Here is a 22,638-nt window from a genome sequence, read left to right as displayed (position 1 = left end):
CTAGAGAACGAGCTTGTACATGTACCATTAGCATATAAGATCATAACCCCATATGATTACAACCGATTAATACATTTGCGCTTCGCGATACACATCCAGATACTCGCGTGCAGAGGTTTGCCAGCTATAATCGCCAGTCATTGCGTTCTTCATCACCTGTTTCCAATGCTTTGGCTGCTGATAGAACGATACCGCACGACGAATCGTATAGAGCATATCGTGAGCATTATACGAATGGAAGGTGAATCCGTTCCCTTCGCCCGTCATTTCATTATACGACTGCACCGTATCATTCAGACCACCCGTTTCGCGTACGATCGGGATGCTACCATATCGCAGTGCAAGCAGCTGGCTGATTCCACATGGCTCGAATTGAGATGGCATCAGGAACATATCTGTTCCAGCGTAAATACGACGTGCTACACCCTCGCTAAAACGAATCTCGGCTGCCAGACGCTCCGGATGACGATAGGCTGCTCCGCGGAACCAGTCCTCATACATCGCTTCACCTGTACCGAGCAGCACGAACTGTACATCATTATAATAGAGCAATTCATCCAGCACACGAGTAACGAGATCAAGACCCTTCGATTCAACGAGACGGGTAACCATCGCCACAATCGGCACATCCGCTCTTACCGGCAAGCCAAGCTCTTCCTGTAGCGCTGCCTTATTTTCCAAACGCTTATTCGTTGCACTGCGGTAATGGGTTTGTAGGTACGGATCGGTAGCTGGATTGTAGCTTTTCGTATCGATTCCGTTCACAATACCGCGCAATCGTCCACCGAGTGAACGCAGCAGACCGTCCAGACCATAGCCGTAATACGGCATTTTGATCTCTTCGGCATATGTAGGACTAACGGTCGTTACACGATCAGCGAACACGATACCTGCCTTCATATAACTCACATTCCCATAATACTCTACGCCGCCTGCATGGAAATAACGGTCGTCCAGACCGAATAATGACCACAACGTTGAATAGGGGAAAATGCCTTGATACAGCAAATTATGAATGGTAAATACCGTACGAATATTAGAATAAAATGGCAGCGACTGATACTGCGCCTTCAGCAGCAGTGGAATCATACCTGTATGCCAGTCATGCGCATGAATAATATCTGGTTGAAAATCAATCACTGGCAAAATATCCAGTACAGCACGGCAGAAAAAGGCGAATCTCTCCCCATCATCACCATAGCCATACACACCATCACGGCCAAAATAATATTCATTATCCAGCAGGTAGAACGTAATACCATCCTGCTTAAATTGCTTGATGCCGCAATACTGGCTGCGCCAGCCGACCTGCACCTGAACGACATCGACCAGTGTCGCCTGATTGCGAATAGGCTCGCTAATGCTATTGTAGTTAGGCATGACAACACGTACATCGCACTTTTCTTTCTTGAGCGCTGCGGGAAGCGCACCGATCACGTCTGCCAGTCCGCCAGTTTTAATAAAAGGGTTAGCCTCTGCTGCTGCAAATAAAATGTTCATGCAAAACTCCTCCTTTGAATGTAAACGGTACTGCCCTGCCTGCTGCCATATTAGCTTATCGCTTTTGCAGGCTATATTCCATTCGCTATGATTCTAGCTTTTCGCCTTTTTACTGGCAGTTCCTTTTTTCAAAATTAATACACTGAGCGGAGGAATCGTCAGACGAATACTTTGCTCCTGTCGATCCCACGGAATTTTCTCCGAGGCGATCAGCTTCTCCGTCCGTCCGCCTGTACCGCCAAAGCGAGGATCGTCACTATTCCAAACCTCAGCATATGTGCCTGCCTTAGGTACGCCAATCCGGTAATTCACCCGCGGAACCGGTTGAAAATTGATCGCAATCAGCAAGGTGTCCGCTGGCTTGCGTCCTTTACGCATATAGGTGATCACACTATTGCTTGCATCATCCGCATTGAGCCATTCATAGCCCTCCCAATCATGATCGCGTTCCCATAGCGCTGGGGATTTCAGATACAGATGATTCAGCTCGCGTGTATAATGCTGAGTCTTACGATGCATCTCATAATCGAGCAGTAGCCAATCGAGCTGCTCCTGATCTTTCCATTCAATAAACTGCCCGAATTCACTCCCCATAAAGAGCAGCTTCTTCCCAGGATGCGTCATCTGGTAGGCAAGTAACAGACGCAGTCCGGCAAACTTCTGCTCATAACTGCCCGGCATTTTATTCAATAGCGAGCGCTTGCCATGCACAACCTCATCATGCGAGAGCGGCAACGTGAAGTTTTCAGAGTAGGCATAGACTATTGGAAAGGTCAGCAAATTATGCTTGGATGGACGCTCATCGAAAAACGTCTCTACATAGTCGAGCGTGTCATTCATCCAGCCCATATTCCATTTATAGTTGAAGCCGAGCCCGTTTTCATGCGCTGGCTTGGTTACGCCCGGCCATGCGCTGGACTCCTCTGCCATCATTAGTGCATGTGGGAAGTAATGAAAGACTGTCTTATTCAGCTGCCGTAAAAACGAGATAGCTTCCAGATTCTCCACACCGCCATATTGATTCGGACGCCAGCCTCCACCTTCACGTTCAAAATCAAGTCGAATCATGCTGGTCACCGCATCTACACGAAGACCGTCAAAATGGTACACATCCAGCCAGTAGAGCGCACTGGAAATAAGGAAGGAACGTACCTCTGGCTTCCCAAAGTCAAATGAGAGCGTGCCCCAGCCATGCTTTTCCGCTCGATCCGGGTCACTGTATTCGTACAGCGCTGTACCATCGAATCGGCGCAGACCGTGTGCATCCTTTGTAAAATGACCCGGAACCCAATCCAGCAGCACACCAATATCCGCTTGGTGACAGCGATCCACAAAGTACATTAGATCCTGTGGCGTGCCATAACGACTTGTCGGTGCAAAATAGCCTGTACTTTGATAGCCCCAGGATAGATCATATGGATGCTCAGTAAGCGGCATCAGCTCTACATGCGTATAGCCCATATCAGACAAATACGGCACCAGCAGGTCAGCTAGCTCTCGATAATTGTACAGGCTGCCATCTTCCTTTTGCCGCCATGTGCCTGCATGCATTTCATAGATATTCAGCGGGCGTTGGTATAGAGGGCGGCGCTTACGGCGCCATGCAGCATCCTCCCACTTATGTCCTGCCAATGTCGATACAACGGATGCCGTTGCAGGACGTACCTCCGCATGAATCGCATACGGGTCTGCCTTCAACAGGCGTTCCCCATCTGCACCAGTAATATGATATTTATACAGATGACCGAGCCGAACCTCTTCAAAAAATCCCGTCCATATGCCCGTGTCTTCAATTCTATGTAATAAATGATGATCTCCATTCCAGTTATTCCAATCGCCAGCTACACCGACCTGCTGCGCGTGTGGTGCCCATACGGTAAAGCGCACACCTTCCTTTCCTTCTTCGGAAGCTAGATGTGAACCAAAGTGACGATATGCATGATAATTAGTTCCTTCATGGAATAGATAAATTTCCTCAGAGCTAGGCAGCGTTGATTGCGAACGTTGTTGTCTCAAATGATCACCTCCAGAATGATTACGTACTGCCAATTTTCGAATTCCAAATAATGCCTTTCATTTGCACATGTTCCCCTACATTGGAATATAAGCAATCACTTATTTTGGAAAGGATTATAACAAAAACCAATCTCCGTTACAAAAATTAGTCAACTTTATTTATTACCCTTTTCAATATGCCTTGAATATGAAAAATTAGCAAGCTCGCTAAATGCTTATTCTGACGGGCTTTTACATTATTGTACTGGCGAAGCAAATGAAATTCCAGCGTCAATCGTATAAATATAAATACCAGATCGTCCAAAAAAAGTATGTTCAAGATTTTTTATATTTTTTTACAATTTTTGTTGTTTCAACACGCTTTGCTAACGTTTAAAAGACTAATACATTGTCAACTGAGCGTTGTCATGAAAATGGGAGGGAAAACAACATGAAAAAGACAAACAAAGAATGCATTGCAATGTTGCTGGCCGGGGGTGAAGGACGCAGGCTGGCTCCTTTGACTTCCATTATAGCCAAACCAGCAGTTCCGTTTGGTGGAGACTACAGAATCATTGATTTCCCTCTTAGTAACTGTGCTAATTCCGGGATCGATACAGTCGGGGTATTGACCCAGTATGAAGCACAATCCCTGCACGACCATATTGGTGGGGGCGACGCCTGGTCTACTGATGGCAATCCGATGGATATCACTTTACTCTCTTCTGAGCGTACTGGTGAATATACAGGTACGGCCGATGCAATCTATAAAAACATTGAATATATCGATGCACTTGATCCGAAGGATGTGCTCATTTTGTCCGGGGATCATATTTATCATATGGACTATAATGAAATGCTGCAATACCATAGCGAAAATAAAGCGCGTGCTACGATCGCGGTCGTCGAGGTACCGTGGGAAGAAGCAAGCCGCTTTGGTGTGATGAGCACCGATACAGAGATGAACATCACCAAATTTTCCGAGAAGCCTGCTGAGCCGGAAAGCAATCTGGCTTCCATGGGAATCTACGTATTTGACTGGCAATACCTGCGTCAGCATCTGATTCAAGATGCGAAGAATGCGCAATCTAGTCACGACTTTGGTAAAAATATTATCCCACAAATGCTCGCAGATCGCGAAAAGGTAGTCGCTTATGAATTCCTTGGCTACTGGAGAGATGTCGGCACGATCAATAGCCTGTGGGAAGCTCATATGGACATTTTACAGCATAGCCGTCAATTTGAGTTGAAAAACTCTGCGTGGCCGATGTTCTCAGCCGATTATAATCCGCTTCAGGACAATGATCATGCTCATGCACCAGACTGCTCCATGGTTAGCTGCAAGGCATCGCTGGAAGGCAATGTAGAGCGTTCCGTTGTATTTAACGGCTCTACGATTGGCAAACAGGCAGAAGTGTCACATAGCATCATTATGCCAGGTGCAATCATTGGCAAGCAGGCGCGTATCGAATATGCGATTGTTGCTGAGGGCGCGATCGTGAAGGATGGCGCTGTTGTTGAAGGTACACCGGAACAGATCGCAGTAGTGGGTCCTTATGAAACGGTATATCCAAAACCATCCGTACGCACCCAGCCTGCTCGTCTGCTGCAAGAAGTATACGACAAATCCGGTCGTGTTCATGCAGGTGGTATGTCTTCTTAATTCATCCCTTATCCTATAAGACAATACAATAATGTAATAAATATAGAATGATACAAAAGACCAGCATGCGATTCTGACGACGCATGCTGGTCTTTGTTGTCTTTGTCTTTTCCTTCTCTCTTTATCTTTCTTTTCTTTGTTAGCCCTGTCTTATATCTGGCATGTATATATTGTGTAGAGCAACGTATTGCAACAAACAATGGACGCTTTTCATGCTTGAAGTCGAGTGATTATTTACATGCTACTGTTGTATTTTATGCTTAACCTCTTCCCATTCGTGCTCCAGAATTGCCATCTCATACACACTATAATAACGACCATCCACTAACGCCGTATCTCGTAGTAAGCCTTCCTTACGAAAGCCACACGATTCGTACAGACCTGCCGCCTGTTCATTATAATCAAATACCGCCAGTGTAATACGATGCATCCCCAGTGCTTCAAAGCCAATTCGTAACCCTTCCATCACCATCTGGCGGCCGTAGCCTTTACCACGTGCAGCAGGATCACCAACAAGTACACGCGATAGACGAGCAGAGCGATTTTTACGATCGATACGTCCGAGTGCCATATGTCCAATCGTTTTACCGCTAAGACGCTCCACTACTGCATAGATGAGCCACTCTGAATGGGCAGGATGATTGGCTCCGTCGATATATTGCTCTAGCTCATGACGCTGAAGCGGATACTGCCAGATGGGACCACTCCATTGCATTAACATCTGTGCATCCTGTTGTTCCGTCCATTTCAGCAGCTGATCCATATCACGGTCGCCAAAATATTCTAAGCGTAGCTCATTTTCCCTAGCTGCTGGTAGCTTCTCATACAAATTAGCCAGCTTACCCTTCACATCATGCGTCCCCATATACCGAAAATCCTGTCGCTGATAAAAACGATTTAACGGGATCAGCTCTGTCAGGCAATCAAGACGCAGTCCTTTTTTACCGCTGTCAGCTGCGATTTGTACCGCCCCATCCAGCATGGATACCCCTATATTCATACCACGGAATTTGAGCGATACGGTCAGACGATGCAGATAGTAATAGTCTTCATCATTTTTATCCTGCCAGTATTCCTCATCACCTAGCTGCAATGTAAACATTCCAGCCGGTTCACCATCATATTCGGCTACGTATACCTCTCGTTCTTTAAAATAGCCCTCAATTAGCTCAGGTGTAAACATCGCGCGACGCCATTGTCCGGTTCCCGTCTCCTCCATCCAATCGGCAGCCTCGACCAGAAAAGAAGTAATTAGCGCCTCCTCTCCTCGTTCAGCACGGCGAATATGTAACTCATTGGATCCGATCAAATTGTGCTCCTGTGACATTGAATATACCCCTCTCACACTATGCTCTATGTATAAAGCGTTATGGTTTTGGCTATTATACTACAAAAATCCCCTCAGAGAGTCACATTGCTAAGCTAGATGGATAAGCTCCAGCTTCACTATGCGCTCTGAGGGGATTTTTATATATTCTGTTCTATCTATATTGCTATTGTTGCTACTATTAGTTCGCTTCTTCAGTCAGATCAGGCGTAGCAGGCTTCTTCTCTAATAATGGCAGATCAACCATAACCGATGTACCGTGATCCAGCTCACTTTCGATATGCATTTCACCCTTATGCAGCTGAACAATTTGCTGCGTAATCGCCAGACCAAGACCTGTACCACCCTGATTCGGATTGACCTGGAAAAAGCGATCCTTTACCTTTTCCAAAAACTCTGTACTAATACCGATGCCGGAATCCTTCACCACGATACGTACACGCTCTGGTGTCAGCTCCTTGATCACCAGCTTAATCGTGGATTCATTAGGTGAGAACTTGATCGCATTGTCGACCAGATTCAGAAATACCTGCTTGAGACGATTACCATCTGCCTGTACGATATAGCTCGCATCGCCAGGCTCCAGCACGAGCTTGATTTGCTTTTGCTCTGCCTTTGCCCATACATTCAGCATCGTTTCCTGTAAAATCTCTTTCAGATTCACTTCGCCGATCACAAGCTTCATCTGATTTTGCTGTAGCTTCGAGAAGTCGAGCATTTCTTCCACCAACCCGATCAGGCGCTCGGTTTCTTTAGAAATAATACTCATCCCAAGCTTGGTTTCCTCTGGATCAAAACCACCCGATACGAGTGTCTCACTCCAGCCCTTAATTCCGGTTAGTGGTGTACGCAGCTCATGCGAGATGGAGGAGATAAAATCGTCCTTAATCTGGTTACTACGTACAATCTCGTCTGCCATATAATTCAATGTCGCAGCAAGTTCCCCGATCTCATGGGGATAATTGCCCTTGATCCGAACGTTAAAGTCCCCTTTAGCCATCAGCGTAGAGACACCGATAATATTGTTAATCGGCTTAACGATCGAATTCGCGAGTCCAATACTAACCATCAGGACGACGATTAGAATAATGACGCCAATCCCTGCGGATACCATGGTGATATAAAACAGCTTCTGGTTAACGAGCTCCAGCGAGGTCACATAGCGCACAAGATATTCCTTATCCCCGTTGATCTTGATCATGCGCGTGACAGCCATAACATCCTCGCCTGTCCCTGCCTGCTTGCCGATCCAGCGTCCGGTCGAACCGGAAAGTGCCTGTGGAATATCGCCAGTCTGCACCGGCTTATCCACGATAAATGCAGTCGAGTTTTGCAGTACATTTCCTTTGAGATCAAGCACCTGCACCTCTGCCTTATCCAGACTGTAGCTAGACACAATATCACGATAATTGGCAGGTGCACGCGTGTTGTCAAAGGAGGACTGCAAATAGTTTGATATCCCGTCATAGTAGTAGGTGCGGATCGCGAATAAAAATACCAGCTCCACCAGCAAGATCGTCAAAAATACAACGATAAAATAATGCAGGACGATCTGACGGGTCATCCCCTTTTTAATCATTATGAATCCCGGCCTCTCCATTTATACCCATGTCCCCATACCGTTTGCAGGAATTCCGGCTCGGATGGGTTATTTTCAATTTTTTGACGCAAACGACGAATGTTCACATCCACGATCTTCGGATCGCCCATATATTCCTTACCCCATACATGATCCAGTAGCACATCACGACTCAGTGGTGTGTTCTCTTTTTCAAGGAAAAATTGAACGAGTGAGAACTCGGTCGGTGTCAGCTCGATTAGCTTACCGCTCTTTTTAAATTGCTTGGAGATCAGATCCAATGTGAATGGACCCGATTCAAACGATACCTTCGTATTCGATTCACGCTGTACATTGACACGACGTAGCAAGGATTGAATACGTGCGATCAGCTCGGTTGGGCTAAACGGCTTGCTCACATGATCATCCGCGCCAACAGATAGCGCATAGACCTTGTCCTGCTCCTGCACCTTAGCTGTTAGGAAAATGATACCGATGCGCTCATTCTTCTCACGGATACGGCGGCATACCTCAAAGCCATCAATGCCTGGCACCATCACATCGAGCAAAGCGATGTCGATATCCGGTACAGTCTCCAGCATATGAAGCGCCTGCTCTCCGTTTTCTGTTTCCAGCACCTCAAAGCCATTACGCTTCAGGTTAATAATAATAAAACTGCGAATGGACTCCTCGTCCTCCATAATCAATACTTTACTCATGTGTAATCCTCCTCCAGAGTCAGGCTGTTAGTAGTGTTTTGGTATAGACATATAATCGTTGTAGGACTAGTTTTGAATGACGTTGATTTTGCTATTTTCCCAGAGTGCAATCACCTGGCCACGGTTCTGAGCGATAATTTCCCAATCGCCGCTATGGTTGTTCCATTCATTTTCACTAAAGAAGCGCACTTCAGCCACCTTCTCGCCTGTATCTTTAAGAATGAAGCGTAGGTCCTGATTTTTGTTCGACTTGGTATCGATCGTTACTTTACCGATCCATTCTGGCGCTAGCTTGATCACGAAGCGTCCCTGTTCATCACGATATTGCTGGCTGACCAGCTTGGTCAGGTCTGCTCCACCGCTCCACTGATAATAGCTGGTGAACCTTGGAATCTCCGTTGGTGCAATATTTTCCCAGCCTTCTGGAATCTCCGCCATACCAATCTCCAGAATGCCATCATTGTTCACATCTTCACTCGTAATCTGAATGTCCTTATAGGTTGCCTGTCGACTCAGCGGAAACACATCCTTGAGCTGTCCATCCTCCATCACGATCAGATGTGAGAAGGCAGATACGCCAAGGGTCTGATCCATGATAATTCCATTCTGATTCGCGGTAACCTTACCTGCGACCACATTATAGAAATGGTCACTTCCGATTGTATTGACCAGATCCATCGAGCTTATCAGCTGGAAGCCCGCTTTGTAGCGATAGGCAGCGATATTCACATACCCACTATTATTAATTTTGGTAATGACCAGATCATTAATACCGTCCCCATCCATATCAATGATGGAATAGTAGGAATATGGCATATCATCTACAATGCTGATCTTGCCCTTATCGTAGCTGTAAATAACAAGTCGCTTCTGGCTGCTTTCTGAATTGCTCGTATCATTAGAATAACCAACAATCAGATCGCGATGACCATCATTGGTAATGTCGGTAATTTCTACACTTTCCAGTGTGAAGCCAGCACTATCGATCGTATCCTTTTTCACCCACGTATCACCGGACTTCTCAAAGATCAAGCCAACAATTCTACCTGTAGTCGTCTGATAAAAAACAATCGTCTCACTTGTGCCATCGCCGTCCAGATCGACGGTCTGAATTTTGCTGCCATTGCCGTTTTTCGGACTCTGAATACTGGCTCCTTCAGGTAGCTCGGAGCTAATAATGCTACTCAATGTCTGCTTATCTGATGGTAGCTCAGGTGTCTGAATGAGCGTCTTTGGATCGGCAAGTGGATTGAAGCTACAAGCACTTAACAAAAACAGCAATCCTACTGCCGCAAATAGCTTGATCCAGATACTTTTACTCATGATATCACTCTTTCATTTCAAGTAGCGCTGCGCCACCTGTTCAATTTCATATTCCAGACATCATATACTGCTCAAGATGTCATGCTGTACTCTGCTCGCAAGCCTGCAAGCTACGTAACAGCTGTCTATGTAGACAAGATAATTTGCGGAATCAGATCAATTTGCTGCGCTCGGCACTGGTCAGTCTGCGCCCCTTCACGTCAAACATAATTCGACCTTCCTGCAAGCCGATAATACGTGTCGCATAGCGCTCCGCAAGCTCCAGCGGAATGACCGAGATCACTGTAAGTCGTTCACTTGAGCATAAGCCGCGTAACGTTTTGATCACTTCTTCCCCAGAGCGCGGATCAAGCCCGGTGATCGGTTCATCCGCGAGAATAACCTTGGCACCATGAGCGAGCGCACGGGCGATCGCTACACGCTGCTTTTCACCACCGCTTAATGTGCCTGCCTTCTGATGCGCTTTGTCGAGCAGTCCGAGTGTTTCCAGCACATCCATCGCACCCATATAATCATCAGAGCGTACCATCCCTGTGACCATACGCCAGAGGGGTGTTTGTCCCATTTGACCAATTAGCACGGTTTTGAGAGCTGTGCGCTCTGGATGAAGCTGCGGGCTTTGCTCCAGATACGACCACTCCTTACTCAGCTTGCGCTTACCGCTAAAACCTGCCTTCAAAATATCGGTATCCCCTACGCGAAAGCTACCTTCGCTCCAGCTTTCTTTCATCGCCAGGCATTTGAGCAGCATGCTTTTACCGCTACCGCTAGGTCCCACAAGTGCAATCATTTCGCCATGCTGAATTTCCAGGCTAATATGATCCAGCACCTTGGTTTTATTCTCACCGACCGCTTTGGTCAGATTATCAATTTGAATCATCGACATCTACTACAGACCGCCCTTCTACGCTGTTGCTGAAACGATAATATTCTAGTGTTTTGAGAACCATATACACGAGGTGAAATGAAAAAAGATTTTTGCGCGAGCAAAATATCGTACTATTCTTCTATTCTATAGTTTAGGGGAAAAAGCGAATAAATGCCATCTATGACGACATTTTATTTTGCTTTTGCCTGAATACTACACCTAATAGTGCAAAGATCACATAACAACCGCCGAGTAACCAGAATAGACTCGAAGCGGAACCCATCTCGATTCCCTTGCCACCAATCGCTGGCCCGACAATGCTACCAAAATTAAAATGAAACGAAGCAAGCACATTGGCAGCTGGTAAATAGGCTCGCGGCAGCACGTCTGCCGCATACGCAAGACCAAGCGAGAAAAACGAGCCAACCAGCCCGCCGGCTACCGCAAATAGAATGGCAATCGCAACCAGCTTCGTACCTGCAAATGGAACAAGCATGAAAAGTAACCCACCGAGCGCACCTGCTAGCATTAGAACGCGTTTACGTCCCCAGCGATCGCTCAAAATTCCAAGCGGAAGCTGTAATATAAGCCCGCCAACGCCGATAAAAGGAAGTAAGTAGGCAATCTGATCCGTCGATAATCCGGTACGTAGTCCATAGACCGGAAAATTACTGTTCATTGCTGCTTCCATGTAGCCATACAGCAATGCTGGAATGAGCGCATACCAGGCAAGTCGATAGCTACGTACAAACCGTCCCTTTTCCGGCTTCATCGCTTCACCGCGTCCTGGCCCACCGGATGGAAGCTTCCACCAGACGAGTAATACCACGATGATGAACATGACGGCCATCAGCAGGAACGGCACCGCCATTCCCCAATCCAGTAATGAGATGCCAAGTGGACCAATGCTAAAGCCAATTCCGTAGGAAATGCCGTAGATCGACAGATTGCGTCCGCGATTCTCTGGCGAGGTAACCATCAATACCCAGAGCTGAGCGACATAGTGAATGGCACTATCTCCAATACCGACCAGTAAACGAAGCACAAACCAGAAGGCAACTCCCGGAACAAGCGGGAATAGCGGCAATGCGATAATCACAATCAGTAAGCCGAGCAATAGTAGCTTTTTGAAGCCAAGCCTGCCTACCAGTCTTTCCGCCATTAGCGTCATTGCGAAGGAGCCGACATACAATGCTGCGGCATTTAAGCCATTGAGTGTCGACGATACACCCATTTTTTCCAAAAAGATGGCCAGTACAGGTAATAGCATCCCCTGACTCAATCCTGCGCTAATAATGGCGAGTACAAGAATCACGAAGTGCATCGTCTGATGCCCGTTCGCTTCTGATGAAGCTGATGTAGCATGATTTGGGTTAGTCTTGTCTTGTTTTGTCTTGTTGAACACAGATGCGATCCTCCAGATTAGTCACTTATTTTACAAAGTGTGCGTTTTATGATGTAATTTAATGATGGTTGTTCCGTATGTAAACGTGTATGGAAACAGGTATGAAAACAAATCAGACCATCCGAACATTATAGTGGACAATCCGTAGGTGAACAAGCCATAATAAGCACAACAGGGATTTAGGAATCGGCTCCTGTTTTTCAGTATTTCCTATACGAGGAAGCTGACTGCTACCGATTATATTTGGGAGGTCTTGGTTTCATGAGCTATCAGGTGAAAATAGACGTTTCCCCGGTCTACGATCTGCTCGGCAGTTTTATGGTCTATGTGACCAAAAAATGGATTCGTGATATCGATCTCGGCCCCGAATGGATCAGGGAAATTGACAATAGGTTAAGTAAAGATGTGCGCTCGGCTATTTTGGAAGCATCTTCATGGCCGTTTGATGATTATGATGCGTTGTATGCATGGGCAAGCTGCCGTACGCGTGAAGGCACGGTACGTGATTTCCTGCATCATTTGGAAGCCACGTCAGCTGCAGCGATGTGGAATGAGATTCACCCACTGATGCCTGGCTTAACTGAAAGTGAAGCGGCACGTATTCAGCAAAGCTATGCTCCATTGCTCAAGCTGTGGTATGAGCATTATTTTAACGAGCTTGAAGATGAGATCATGACCCTCATCACCGAAGATGGAGAAGAGAAAATGCGCCTGCTCGACAAAATGGACCCGGCAGCATTGATCGAATACGCATCAGGCGGACTGGTTGTGCCGGAAATGCAAGGCTTGAACACAGTCATTCTGTTTCCAACCGTGCATAACCGCCCGATTAATACGTACTGTTTCTATGAGGGCTTTCTGCTTATTCAGTATCCAGTCGATGTACATGAGGAAGGCGAAGAAGATCCACCTAATGTGCTGCTTCGCATGACCCGTGCATTATCTGATCCGGAGCGACTCCGAATGCTTCGTTATATCGGTGGCGATGAGCCCCGTTCCCTGCAAGATATGGCCCATGATCTGCTACAGCCACAGGAGACATTGATGCATCATCTGATGATGCTACGTGTTGCTGGACTGTTACGCATTCATCTGGGCAGAGAGGATATTGATCGGTTCAGCCTGCGTCAGGACGGTGCGTCCGAGCTACAGCTGTTCCTTGAATCGTATATCCGTATTTAAGGAGTGAACTTCATGAAAGACATTCGACACCAGCATCTGATCTTCGATATGGATGATACGTTGATCTACTGTAACAAATATTTCAATTTGATTTTGGATGAATTCATTAGCCTGGTATCGGGCTGGTTTAAGGAATATGGAATCGAAATGGATTCGATCCGGCAAAAGCAAATCGAAATCGATGTTGCCGGTGTGCATCAGGTCGGCTTCGCTAGCGAGCATTTCCCGGCTTCGCTAGTAGAAACGTACCGACACTTTGCTCGCTTGTATGGTCGTCCTCTAGCTGAGCGTGAGGAACGTCAGCTTCGTCTTCTTGGTAGCAGTGTGTATGAGCAAGAAGTCGAGCCTTATCCTGGTATGGTCGATACGCTGGAGCATTTGCAGCAGGAAGGCCATACACTGTATCTATATACAGGCGGCGAAACGGCTATTCAGCAGCGTAAAATTGACCAGATGAAGCTTAGCACATTTTTCGATGATCGTATTTTCATTCGCCAGCACAAAAATATTCGTGCACTGGAAGAGATCATTACGACGCAACTTCTGCCGCGTATGGATACGTGGATGATCGGTAATTCACTACGCTCCGATGTGCAACCGGCTCTACAGGCAGCATTGAACACGATCTACATTAAGCAGGAGCATGAATGGGCATACGATATTGTTCAGCTTCAAACTGGAACGGAGCAATCGTTCCATACGGTAGCCAAGCTGACAGAAGTGCCGCATACGATTCAGCAGCATCTCCATATTTACGATAACAAACGGACCTGGGGTTAAATCCTGGTCCGTTTTTATTTATTTGCTGAGGTGGGTGTATTGCTTGCTCATAGTTTGTCGAGAGCTATGCTAGTTTGTACCGCGTTTGTTGCATGTACTGCGCTTAGTTCATATATCGTATCTGTTGAGTTTATGGCGTCTGATGTATATGTTGCATGTGTTGCATACACCACTTCAGACCAAGAACATGCCAACGACCTCCGGTTAAGCCAGGATACTTTGAATAGTGAGAAAGATGGCGTATCCTGGCTTAAAGGTCGGTCTTTTGGCATTGTTCTTGGTCTTCCGTTATGTGCTAGAGCAGACTTTTTGCTGGTTGTAAGACAAGAACAAGCAAAAAGTGGCATTCATGAGTAACTAACAATAATTGTATTCAAATATTTAGATATTCAGGCCGTTAGGCATTCTAAAATTCAGGTATTCAGGTATTCAAATCATTTTGTTTTTCTGTACCTCTATAAACTACATATAAAATATATCATACGCCTCTATGCTCGTTTACGATAAAGGAATATCTGAATGAATAGAGTTTAGAGGTTATGCGATTATGCAATTTCACACACAACATAAATCAATAACATTGAACCCTGCGGCAGTGTGATTATGACAAGCTACTATTGTTATTACATTGTTATCGCTACTATTATCGCTTCACTATGATTCCGCTTTTTCTACGCCCAGCTTACCCGTTTCTCGATCCAACAGGCGGATGCGAGCCTTGAAGGTTTCGCCTCCGCGTTTGAAGGTGAGTACCTGGCTTTCACCTTTGAGTAGTAAGGCTTTGAGCATTTGGATCGATACGCTTTTGCCTGCGAATTCTTTCCAGATCACAAAGCCGCAGCCCTGGCGGAAATGGGAGCAACCGTAGCCCTTTTTGCCTTCGATAATCGTTCCACCACAGCCGCTACGCGGACAGGCACCGAGAGCGGCATGCGCTGATGAAGCTGCTCCATTGGAGGCAGCAGACCGCGTACGCGTCGCTGATGATATGGATGCTTTGGCTTCGTATGAGCTGGACGTGTTACGTGTTGTAGTAGAGCTTTCAGCGGCCATAGAGCGACTGGAGGTGTACCCGTCTTCATTGTCTGGTGGCGGCGCAGGCAACGGCAGATCATCTGGCATATTGCTGGCATTGGATGAACGAGAGCCTGATTTGCCACGTGTGCTTGTACCGCGCTTGGAGCCTGAGCCTGTAGTTGATGAAGCGCGTGTAGTACTGGAGGAACGACTGCTGCTGCGAGCAGTGCGTTTACCCTTTCCTTTGCCACGTGTTCCTTCATCACCGAAAATATCCGCGGCAGCTGGTGTTTGGGTACGTACTTTATCGACGACCAATCCAGCGAATTTTTTGACACTTTCTAAAAAGCGATCTGGATCGGCTTCGCCACGCGAAATTTGATTCAGGCGACGCTCCCATTGTCCGGTCATTTCGGGCGAGGTTAACAGCTCTACACCAGCAGCTCGAATTAGCTCGATCGCAGCACGACCTTTTAAGGCGAGCTCGATCTTTTTCCCTTTCGCCTGCACATAGCCCACCTGCTTGAGACGCTCGATCGTTGCTGCTCGCGTGGCTGGTGTGCCCAGGCCCGATTCCTTCATCGCATCGCGCAGTTCTTCATTCACGATCTGCTTACCCGCACTCTCCATCGCTTTCAGCAATGTCCCCTCGGTATAATGCTTAGGTGGCTGGGTTTCCTTTTCCTTCACTTCCGCTTTACGACATTGAACAGGTAACTTACTGTCCAGCACGAAAGGCTTGTCCGTTTCGACTTCCTCCTGAGGTTCTTCATTGTCACCATCACGAGTGCCGCGCTTTGTTTTGCTGCCTGATTTAGCTTTATCCTTATCTGGCAGTGTGACTTTCCAGCCAAGGGAGAGTAACTCCTTGACATTGGTGCGGAATGTTTCCTGCTCAACTACAGTTAATACCATATGCTGCTTATATTCGGCAGGTGGGTAAAACTGTGCAAGAAAGCGTCGTACGATCAGATCATACAGCTGCTGCTCTTCCTTACTCAGTGTGCCTGGTTTTTTCAATGTAGGCAAAATCGCATGGTGATCCTCTACTCGCGCTGGGTTACATACTGCCTTGTTCCCTGTGTGCACCCGGCTACGCTCTGCGCCACCTGCCAGCTCTGCATATTCGCCATTTTGCAGCATACCGAGCACCTTTTGCATGCCATCGATATTTTCTTTGGTTACATAGTTGGAGTTGGTACGCGGATACGAAATGACCTTATGCCGCTCGTACAATGCTTGCGCGACATCCAATGTCTTTTTCGCGGAAAATCCGAACTTCGCATTGGCATCGCGCTGTAATAGGGTCAGATCATACAGCTTATATGGGTATTCCTTCGTTTCCTTGATCTCATACTTGCTGATCTTGCCTTCCTTGCCCTGCACCTTGGCTACGATCGCCTCACCCTTCGCTTTGTCGGTGAGTCGCTCTTCACCCTGCCATACGCCTTCATACGTTTTGCTTGGTTGCTTGAAGGTCGCTCGCACCTCGTAAAAGGTCTGAGATGTAAAGTTTTCGATCTCCTTTTGCCGATCATAGATCAGCGCCAGTACGGGTGTCTGTACACGCCCAACAGATAACAGATTATTATGCTTGGTCGTAAAGGCACGCGATGCATTCATACCAATGAGCCAATCTGCTTCACTACGTGCACGCGCCGCCTGCGTCAAATTTTCAAACTCACTGCCATCGCGCAGCTGATCAAAGCCCTTACGGATACTTTCCGCGGTCAGGTCTGAGATCCACAAGCGCTTCACCGGCTGACGCAGCTTGAGCTGACGCTGAATAAGTGCAAAAATATGCTGACCCTCTCGCCCGGCATCGCAGGCATTCACGATACGATCGCAACGCTTTGCCAGCTCTCCGATCACTTTAAGCTGATCCTTTGTACGTGGGTTGGGCACGATTTTGAATTGCTCTGGAATAATCGGCAGATCGCCAAAGTTCCAGCGCTTGTATTTGGAATCATACGCCTCTGGCTCTGCAAGTCCGATTAGATGCCCGATCGCCCATGTGATCACATAGCGTTCGCCTTCGATATACGTACGCTGATTTTTCGCACCTGGCTCGATCACAGCCGCAATATTACGTCCCATATCCGGCTTTTCGGCAATAACAAGAATTTTCATGCTTTCATTCCTTTCTCGGAATGGTGGTAGTTTGTATTGATTAGGATGCTGAGCTTGTGTGCTATCGTTGCTTTTTATTATGAATTCTTACAAAGTAGCTATGCTCGGCACTATAGATTTTTGGCAAAAAAAGAAGCTACACTCTGGAGTGCAGCCCTTGTTTTCCACGATCACTTAACTCTATTTTAGTATAGCACAAGCTGGCTATGCGTAAAAGTATGTGCATGTTTGGGGGGATTGCACTGCATTGGATTTTGTTTTGGCTGGTGTTTGGTAGACACCGCTCCAGGCAAAGAACATGCCAGCGACCTCCGGTTAAGCCGGAATACTTGAATGGTGGAAAAGAAGGCGTATTCCGGCTTAAAGGTCGGTCTTTTGGCATTGTTCTTTGCCTTCCGCTCTGTGGGTATGCTTCATCTGTGCTGGAAAATAGAATATACATGGAGAGAAAGCGAGTAATACCTGCACGTATAAAGGGATTGTTATTTTAAGCTATTGTTTGGGCAGATGCTTATTGTGCAATAGTATAGGATGTAGAATTGGAAATATACAGTAGAGACAGATAGACGCGATGTGTGCTTAAAGTAAGCTGGTGGATGGTGTGAATGAAGTGATTAAGCAATGGGGTCTGATAGATATGGATAAGCACTACATGATTAGAGCTATATTTAGAGCTCTATATGATTCTGTGTGAAATATGGTTCTGTATGAATAAAGATAAAAAAGACTCTATCTATGCGTATATGCATAGGATAGAGCCTTTTGGAATACGTTTTGGCCTCACTTTATAGAGATGAAGTGAAAGCAACTTTTATCATGTCGATCCACGTATTAAGGAAAGATTATAAAATAGAGTAATGGTACAAATGGATCGGTTTGGGATACAAGTGATACAAATTATACCAGTACCGTCGCACCCATCAGGTATTTATCTACTTCGCGTGCAGCCTCGCGGCCTTCGTTGATTGCCCATACAACCAGACTTTGACCACGACGCATGTCGCCAGCGGCGAATACTTTGTCAACGTTAGTATTGTATTTGCCGTAACGTGCTTTTACGTTTGTCCAGCGGTCCGTTTCCAGACCCAGCTGTTGAGCAAGAGTTTGCTCCGGACCGTCGAAGCCGATAGCGATCAGTGCCAGCTCAGCTGGGAATACGCGCTCGGTGCCTGGAATTGGCTGATAGATTTTGCGTCCTGTTTCGTCCACGATACGTTGGATTTGAATCGTATGCAGTTCTTTCAGGTTTCCGTTCTCATCGCCGACAAATTTAGTCGTCATGATGGAGAACTCGCGTGGATCACTACCGAAGATCGCTTTTGCTTCTTCCTGAGCATAGTCCAGTGTGTACACATTCGGGAATTGCGGCCAAGGGTTAGCGATTGGATCGCGTTCCAGTGGAGCCTTGTCGTGTGTACCGAACTGGGTTACGGTTTTGCAGCCATGACGCAGAGATGTGGCTACACAGTCAGAACCGGTATCCCCGCCACCGATGACGATGACATTTTTGCCTTCAGAGGACATATAGTTACCATCTTCCAGATTGCTATCAAGATAGCTTTTAATCGTGCTGTTCAGGTAATCCATTGCGTAGACGACGCCGTTCAACTTGCTACCTTCAATGTTGAATTCACGCGGCTTCGTTGCACCGCCGCAAAGCACGACTGCATCATATTCGTCCACCAGCTGCTGTGCCGGAATGTCTTTACCGATCTCCGTGTTGGTGATAAATTCAATGCCTTCTGCTTTCAACAGGTTCACACGACGCTCAACAATATTTTTCTCCAGCTTCATGCTTGGAATACCGTATGTTAACAAACCACCGACACGATCGGAGCGCTCGTATACGGTTACACTGTGTCCAGCTTTGTTCAGCTGTGCTGCACATGCCAGACCCGCCGGGCCAGAACCGATAACCGCTACACGGCGACCTGTACGCTTTTCTGGTGGCTCAGGTACGACCCAGCCTTCAGCAAAACCTCGTTCGATAATCGCTTCCTCAATCGTTTTGATCGTTACCGGTTGTCCAATCAGACCTACTGTACAAGATCCTTCACACGGAGCCGGACAGATCCGACCAGTAAACTCAGGGAAATTATTCGTTTTATGCAGACGCTCCAGCGCTTCCTTCCAAAGTCCACGGTATACGAGATTGTTCCACTCTGGGATCAGGTTATGAACCGGACAGCCAAAGGTGGACCCTGCCATATTCATACCTGTATGACAATACGGCGTACCGCAATCCATACAACGCGCGCCCTGTGTACGCAGCTCTTCTTCGGATAAATGCTTGTGGAACTCTTCCCAGTCTTTTACACGCTCAAGCGGATTACGATCCGCAGGAATTTGTCTTTTGTATTCCATGAATCCAGTAGGTGTAGACATGTTAATATTTCCCCCATCCGTTCTATACGCTGCCGATTCTTCTCTATCCATCAGCTTGCCGATAAGTTTATTTTCAAGAGTAGCACCAGGACCAACTTTGGCAAAATGGATTAAGCGCATAATTATTTGTACTTTTTACATAGAGATTACACCGTCATGAAAGATCTTGCAAGAACAATCTGGATATTTTCAAGCTTTTTTGTATAATTCCAGTCACGCATTACAATCGTATTGCTATCTGAAAGCGAGATATAGCAAGGGATTTCGGATACTCTATTTGTTTTTTATACATTTATGCAAATGGATCACGCTGCATTAGCCTTCGTCCAACCACACATACATTCATATATCATTTTGTCGCTTATACAGTCAATATAAATTTTTGCTAATAAATATACATTTATTGTAGTATACCTGATGCGATCCGCTTCCCCATTCACTATCGTGCGTCGGCCTCATTCCAATTCATATCGCAAATGATAGCGGAGCCCGCTAATTATCAGCTAGGCACGCACATATTGCTCGAATCGGTAGTCATACGCATTCTTCTCATCTCGTATACCAGGTACAGCGGATTCTAGCTTCCACTGAGACCAGTTCACTTTTGGGAAAAAGGTATCTCCATCGAATGAATGATCAATTTGTGTAACAAGAAGACGGTCGGCATGCTCAAGAAATAGCTGATAAATTTGTGAACCCCCGATGATCATCAGCTCATCTTCGCTTCCTGCCAGCTCCAGTGCTTGTTCGGGTGTATGCACAACCTCGCCGCCTTCAACAGTAAAACTGGAATCTCGCGTTAATATGATATTGCGACGATTCGGTAATGGTTTGGAGCCAAAGGACTCCCAGGTTTTCCGCCCCATGACAATGGTTTTGTGCTGGGTCTGTTGTTTGAAATAAGCCATATCAGCAGGCAGCTTCCACGGCATATCATTATCCTTGCCGATCACGCCGTTCTGGCCCTGCGCCCATATGAGGGTAATTGTCATTGTGGCTGAACCTCCAGTCTTCCGAAATATATTCCGGATAAGTTTATTCTATATCATATCATTAAAAGCTATCATTCTGCATCAACTTCTTGTAATCTTTTACGAATGTTTTTGTGGAGTATATAAGGGATAATTCGTGAAAAAGCAAGTTATTAAATGTTTTATAGGAGGGGATTGATAAAATTGATCAGCTTGTTTTAAGTCGATGGATGGTGGGGATATCAAGGTGGGAGTATCAAGGATAGAGAGTCTAAGTTCGAGTATGCTCTCGGGGTTAACCACTTCAGACAAAGAACATGCCAACGACCTCCGGTTAAGCCGGGATACTTTGAATAGTGAGAAAGATGGCATATCCCGGCTTAAAGGTCGGTCTTTTGGCATTGTTCTCTGTCTTCCGTTCTGTGCTGGGTGATGGGCTAGTGCTGGTTAGTTGAGGGTGTGTAGATACTTTTCGTTTATTATGAATTACATGTATGATAGGCTTCTTATGATATGCATGGGATCATAAATGGAATGAGTTTATTTTAAATCCGCGTGAGGTCATTTCGTCTATTTTGATAACAGCTTTAGTGGTTTTACGATCAATCTAAAGCAACCAATTTTGCAATTGATCTAAGGCAACCGTATATTCTTTACATTTTATATTTTTACTAAAAAGGACACTTCGTTGAGGAAGTGTCCTTGATTAGTAGTGTTTGAATGATGTTTGAATAGTATTAGCGTGCATTTTGATAGACGATTGAAATCTATTAGTGAAGCTAAAGCTCATTCATCATATTGATAAAGTCTGCTTACAATAGACCCCTATTACCAATCACCTTATCCTTACATTAAATAGCAATAGGTGCTTTGATCGTTGGGTGGTGCTGGTAGTTTTCGAATTGGAAATCTTCGAACTTGTAATCGAAGATGGAATCCGGTTTACGCTGGATGGTCAATGTTGGCAGCGGATACGGCTCGCGTGTCAGTTGGAGCTTAACCTGTTCCAGGTGGTTATTGTAAATGTGTACGTCGCCGCCTGTCCAGACGAGGTCGCCCACCTCCAGATTGCATTGCTGGGCGACCATATGGGTCAGTAGAGCGTAGGATGCCAGATTAAATGGCAGTCCCAGGAAGGTGTCAACAGAGCGCATTTGGAACATGCAGGACAGTTTGCCATCTGCTACATAGAACTGAAACGCATAGTGGCATGGTGGCAGTGCCATATGATCAACCTCGGCTGCATTCCAGGCATTTACGATATGGCGGCGGGAATCTGGATTGCGCTTGATTTGCTCCATGACCGATGTAATCTGGTCGATCGTTTCGCCGCCTGGACCGCGCCAGTCGCGCCACTGAGAGCCGTATACGCGTCCGAGATTACCGTCTTCGTCTGCCCATTCATCCCAGATCGTGACGCCATTCTCACGCAGATAGCTGATATTCGTATCTCCGCTCAGGAACCAGAGCAGTTCATGAATAATGGAACGTGTATGCAGACGCTTCGTAGTCAGTAATGGAAAGCCTTCCTGAAGGTTAATACGCATCTGACGACCAAACACAGATACGGTGCCTGTTCCTGTACGATCTCCCTTCTCTACTCCATTTTCCAAAATATCTTCTAACAGCTCCAGGTATGCTTTCATTATATACACCTCATTAAAAATAGTAGACTTTATCCAGTGCGGTCATGCACGGAATGCTGCATGACTTGTACTTTGTTACATGTATGTGTAGAACCGATTGGATCTGATGGAGACATCAGACTTATGATCAAATCTAGCGACCTGACCACAAATCATCGCTTTTTCTTGT

At 46.3% G+C, this 22,638-nt stretch carries 15 protein-coding genes; 3 read left to right on the top strand and 12 right to left on the bottom strand.

Annotation, left to right across the window (positions count from 1 at the left end; all coding sequences use genetic code 11):
* Window positions 1–66: 66 nt before the first annotated feature.
* Both glgA and glgB read right to left on the bottom strand, forming a co-directional pair.
* On the bottom strand, window positions 67–1,500 hold the full coding sequence (gene glgA, locus SK066_RS10705; RefSeq protein ID WP_188777704.1) for a glycogen synthase GlgA: 1,434 nt from the start codon (window positions 1,498–1,500) through the stop codon (window positions 67–69).
* Window positions 1,501–1,593: 93 nt separating this feature from the next.
* On the bottom strand, window positions 1,594–3,516 hold the full coding sequence (glgB, locus tag SK066_RS10700) for a 1,4-alpha-glucan branching protein GlgB (RefSeq protein ID WP_320544636.1): 1,923 nt from the start codon (window positions 3,514–3,516) through the stop codon (window positions 1,594–1,596).
* A gap of 430 nt (window positions 3,517–3,946) precedes the next feature.
* Between glgB and SK066_RS10695 the strand changes: the two genes are divergently transcribed.
* Window positions 3,947–5,158: a glucose-1-phosphate adenylyltransferase gene (locus tag SK066_RS10695; RefSeq protein ID WP_320544635.1), complete on the top strand. Its 1,212-nt coding sequence runs from the start codon at window positions 3,947–3,949 to the stop codon at window positions 5,156–5,158.
* 241 nt (window positions 5,159–5,399) lie between these two features.
* Here the strand turns inward: SK066_RS10695 and SK066_RS10690 are convergent, their stop codons facing one another.
* The 6 genes from SK066_RS10690 to SK066_RS10665 all read right to left on the bottom strand — a co-directional run bounded on the left by SK066_RS10690 (window position 5,400) and on the right by SK066_RS10665 (window position 12,277).
* A complete protein-coding gene (locus SK066_RS10690) occupies window positions 5,400–6,485 on the bottom strand; it encodes a GNAT family N-acetyltransferase (protein WP_320544634.1) in 1,086 nt (361 codons plus the stop codon).
* 181 nt (window positions 6,486–6,666) lie between these two features.
* Window positions 6,667–8,064 (bottom strand): sensor histidine kinase, encoded by a 1,398-nt coding sequence (locus tag SK066_RS10685; RefSeq protein ID WP_320544633.1) that lies wholly within the window; start codon window positions 8,062–8,064, stop codon window positions 6,667–6,669.
* Window positions 8,064–8,762 carry a response regulator transcription factor gene (locus SK066_RS10680; RefSeq protein ID WP_188777716.1) on the bottom strand — a complete coding sequence of 233 codons (699 nt, stop codon included), beginning with the start codon at window positions 8,760–8,762 and terminating at the stop codon, window positions 8,064–8,066. The genes SK066_RS10685 and SK066_RS10680 overlap by 1 nt, the downstream gene beginning before the upstream one ends.
* A 66-nt stretch (window positions 8,763–8,828) precedes the next feature.
* A complete protein-coding gene (locus tag SK066_RS10675) occupies window positions 8,829–10,085 on the bottom strand; it encodes a hypothetical protein (RefSeq protein ID WP_188777718.1) in 1,257 nt (418 codons plus the stop codon).
* A gap of 151 nt (window positions 10,086–10,236) precedes the next feature.
* Window positions 10,237–10,965, bottom strand: a complete 729-nt coding sequence (locus tag SK066_RS10670; RefSeq protein ID WP_320544852.1) for a phosphonate ABC transporter ATP-binding protein — start codon at window positions 10,963–10,965, stop codon at window positions 10,237–10,239.
* 166 nt (window positions 10,966–11,131) lie between these two features.
* The gene (locus tag SK066_RS10665; RefSeq protein ID WP_320544851.1) at window positions 11,132–12,277 is read right to left on the bottom strand and encodes an MFS transporter; all 1,146 of its coding nucleotides are present in this window, start codon (window positions 12,275–12,277) and stop codon (window positions 11,132–11,134) included.
* Window positions 12,278–12,619: 342 nt separating this feature from the next.
* Between SK066_RS10665 and SK066_RS10660 the strand changes: the two genes are divergently transcribed.
* Both SK066_RS10660 and SK066_RS10655 read left to right on the top strand, forming a co-directional pair.
* The gene (locus tag SK066_RS10660) at window positions 12,620–13,540 is read left to right on the top strand and encodes a winged helix-turn-helix domain-containing protein (protein WP_188777720.1); all 921 of its coding nucleotides are present in this window, start codon (window positions 12,620–12,622) and stop codon (window positions 13,538–13,540) included.
* A 12-nt stretch (window positions 13,541–13,552) separates the two neighbouring features.
* Complete coding sequence (locus SK066_RS10655; protein WP_320544632.1) at window positions 13,553–14,320, top strand: HAD family hydrolase; 768 nt, start codon at window positions 13,553–13,555, stop codon at window positions 14,318–14,320.
* Between the two features lie 654 nt (window positions 14,321–14,974).
* Here SK066_RS10655 and SK066_RS10650 read toward each other — a convergent pair.
* The 4 genes from SK066_RS10650 to thyA form a co-directional block, all read right to left on the bottom strand.
* Window positions 14,975–17,467 carry a type IA DNA topoisomerase gene (locus SK066_RS10650; protein WP_320544631.1) on the bottom strand — a complete coding sequence of 831 codons (2,493 nt, stop codon included), beginning with the start codon at window positions 17,465–17,467 and terminating at the stop codon, window positions 14,975–14,977.
* 897 nt (window positions 17,468–18,364) lie between these two features.
* On the bottom strand, window positions 18,365–19,852 hold the full coding sequence (locus tag SK066_RS10645; RefSeq protein WP_320544630.1) for a glutamate synthase subunit beta: 1,488 nt from the start codon (window positions 19,850–19,852) through the stop codon (window positions 18,365–18,367).
* 503 nt (window positions 19,853–20,355) lie between these two features.
* Window positions 20,356–20,844 (bottom strand): dihydrofolate reductase, encoded by a 489-nt coding sequence (locus SK066_RS10640; RefSeq protein ID WP_320544629.1) that lies wholly within the window; start codon window positions 20,842–20,844, stop codon window positions 20,356–20,358.
* 830 nt (window positions 20,845–21,674) lie between these two features.
* Entirely contained in the window at window positions 21,675–22,469 is a 795-nt protein-coding gene (gene thyA / locus SK066_RS10635; protein ID WP_320544628.1) for a thymidylate synthase, read from the bottom strand.
* Window positions 22,470–22,638 lie beyond the last annotated feature (169 nt).

It is taken from the genome of Paenibacillus hunanensis, from assembly GCF_034055775.1.
GTDB lineage: Bacteria > Bacillota > Bacilli > Paenibacillales > Paenibacillaceae > Saccharibacillus > Saccharibacillus hunanensis.
The sequence above is the reverse complement of the archived record's forward strand: the minus strand, read 5'-3'. Positions and strand labels throughout refer to the sequence as shown.

Coding starts and splice junctions, on each gene's coding strand:
- SK066_RS10655 (WP_320544632.1), top strand. CDS start 13,553: ATGAAAGACATTCGACACCAGCATCTGATCTTCGATATGGATGATACG.
- SK066_RS10685 (WP_320544633.1), bottom strand. CDS start 8,064: ATGATTAAAAAGGGGATGACCCGTCAGATCGTCCTGCATTATTTTATC.
- glgA (WP_188777704.1), bottom strand. CDS start 1,500: ATGAACATTTTATTTGCAGCAGCAGAGGCTAACCCTTTTATTAAAACT.
- SK066_RS10690 (WP_320544634.1), bottom strand. CDS start 6,485: ATGTCACAGGAGCACAATTTGATCGGATCCAATGAGTTACATATTCGC.
- SK066_RS10680 (WP_188777716.1), bottom strand. CDS start 8,762: ATGAGTAAAGTATTGATTATGGAGGACGAGGAGTCCATTCGCAGTTTT.
- SK066_RS10650 (WP_320544631.1), bottom strand. CDS start 17,467: ATGAAAATTCTTGTTATTGCCGAAAAGCCGGATATGGGACGTAATATT.
- SK066_RS10665 (WP_320544851.1), bottom strand. CDS start 12,277: ATGCACTTCGTGATTCTTGTACTCGCCATTATTAGCGCAGGATTGAGT.
- SK066_RS10645 (WP_320544630.1), bottom strand. CDS start 19,852: ATGTCTACACCTACTGGATTCATGGAATACAAAAGACAAATTCCTGCG.
- SK066_RS10640 (WP_320544629.1), bottom strand. CDS start 20,844: ATGACAATTACCCTCATATGGGCGCAGGGCCAGAACGGCGTGATCGGC.
- SK066_RS10695 (WP_320544635.1), top strand. CDS start 3,947: ATGAAAAAGACAAACAAAGAATGCATTGCAATGTTGCTGGCCGGGGGT.
- thyA (WP_320544628.1), bottom strand. CDS start 22,469: ATGAAAGCATACCTGGAGCTGTTAGAAGATATTTTGGAAAATGGAGTA.
- SK066_RS10670 (WP_320544852.1), bottom strand. CDS start 10,965: ATGATTCAAATTGATAATCTGACCAAAGCGGTCGGTGAGAATAAAACC.
- SK066_RS10675 (WP_188777718.1), bottom strand. CDS start 10,085: ATGAGTAAAAGTATCTGGATCAAGCTATTTGCGGCAGTAGGATTGCTG.
- SK066_RS10660 (WP_188777720.1), top strand. CDS start 12,620: ATGAGCTATCAGGTGAAAATAGACGTTTCCCCGGTCTACGATCTGCTC.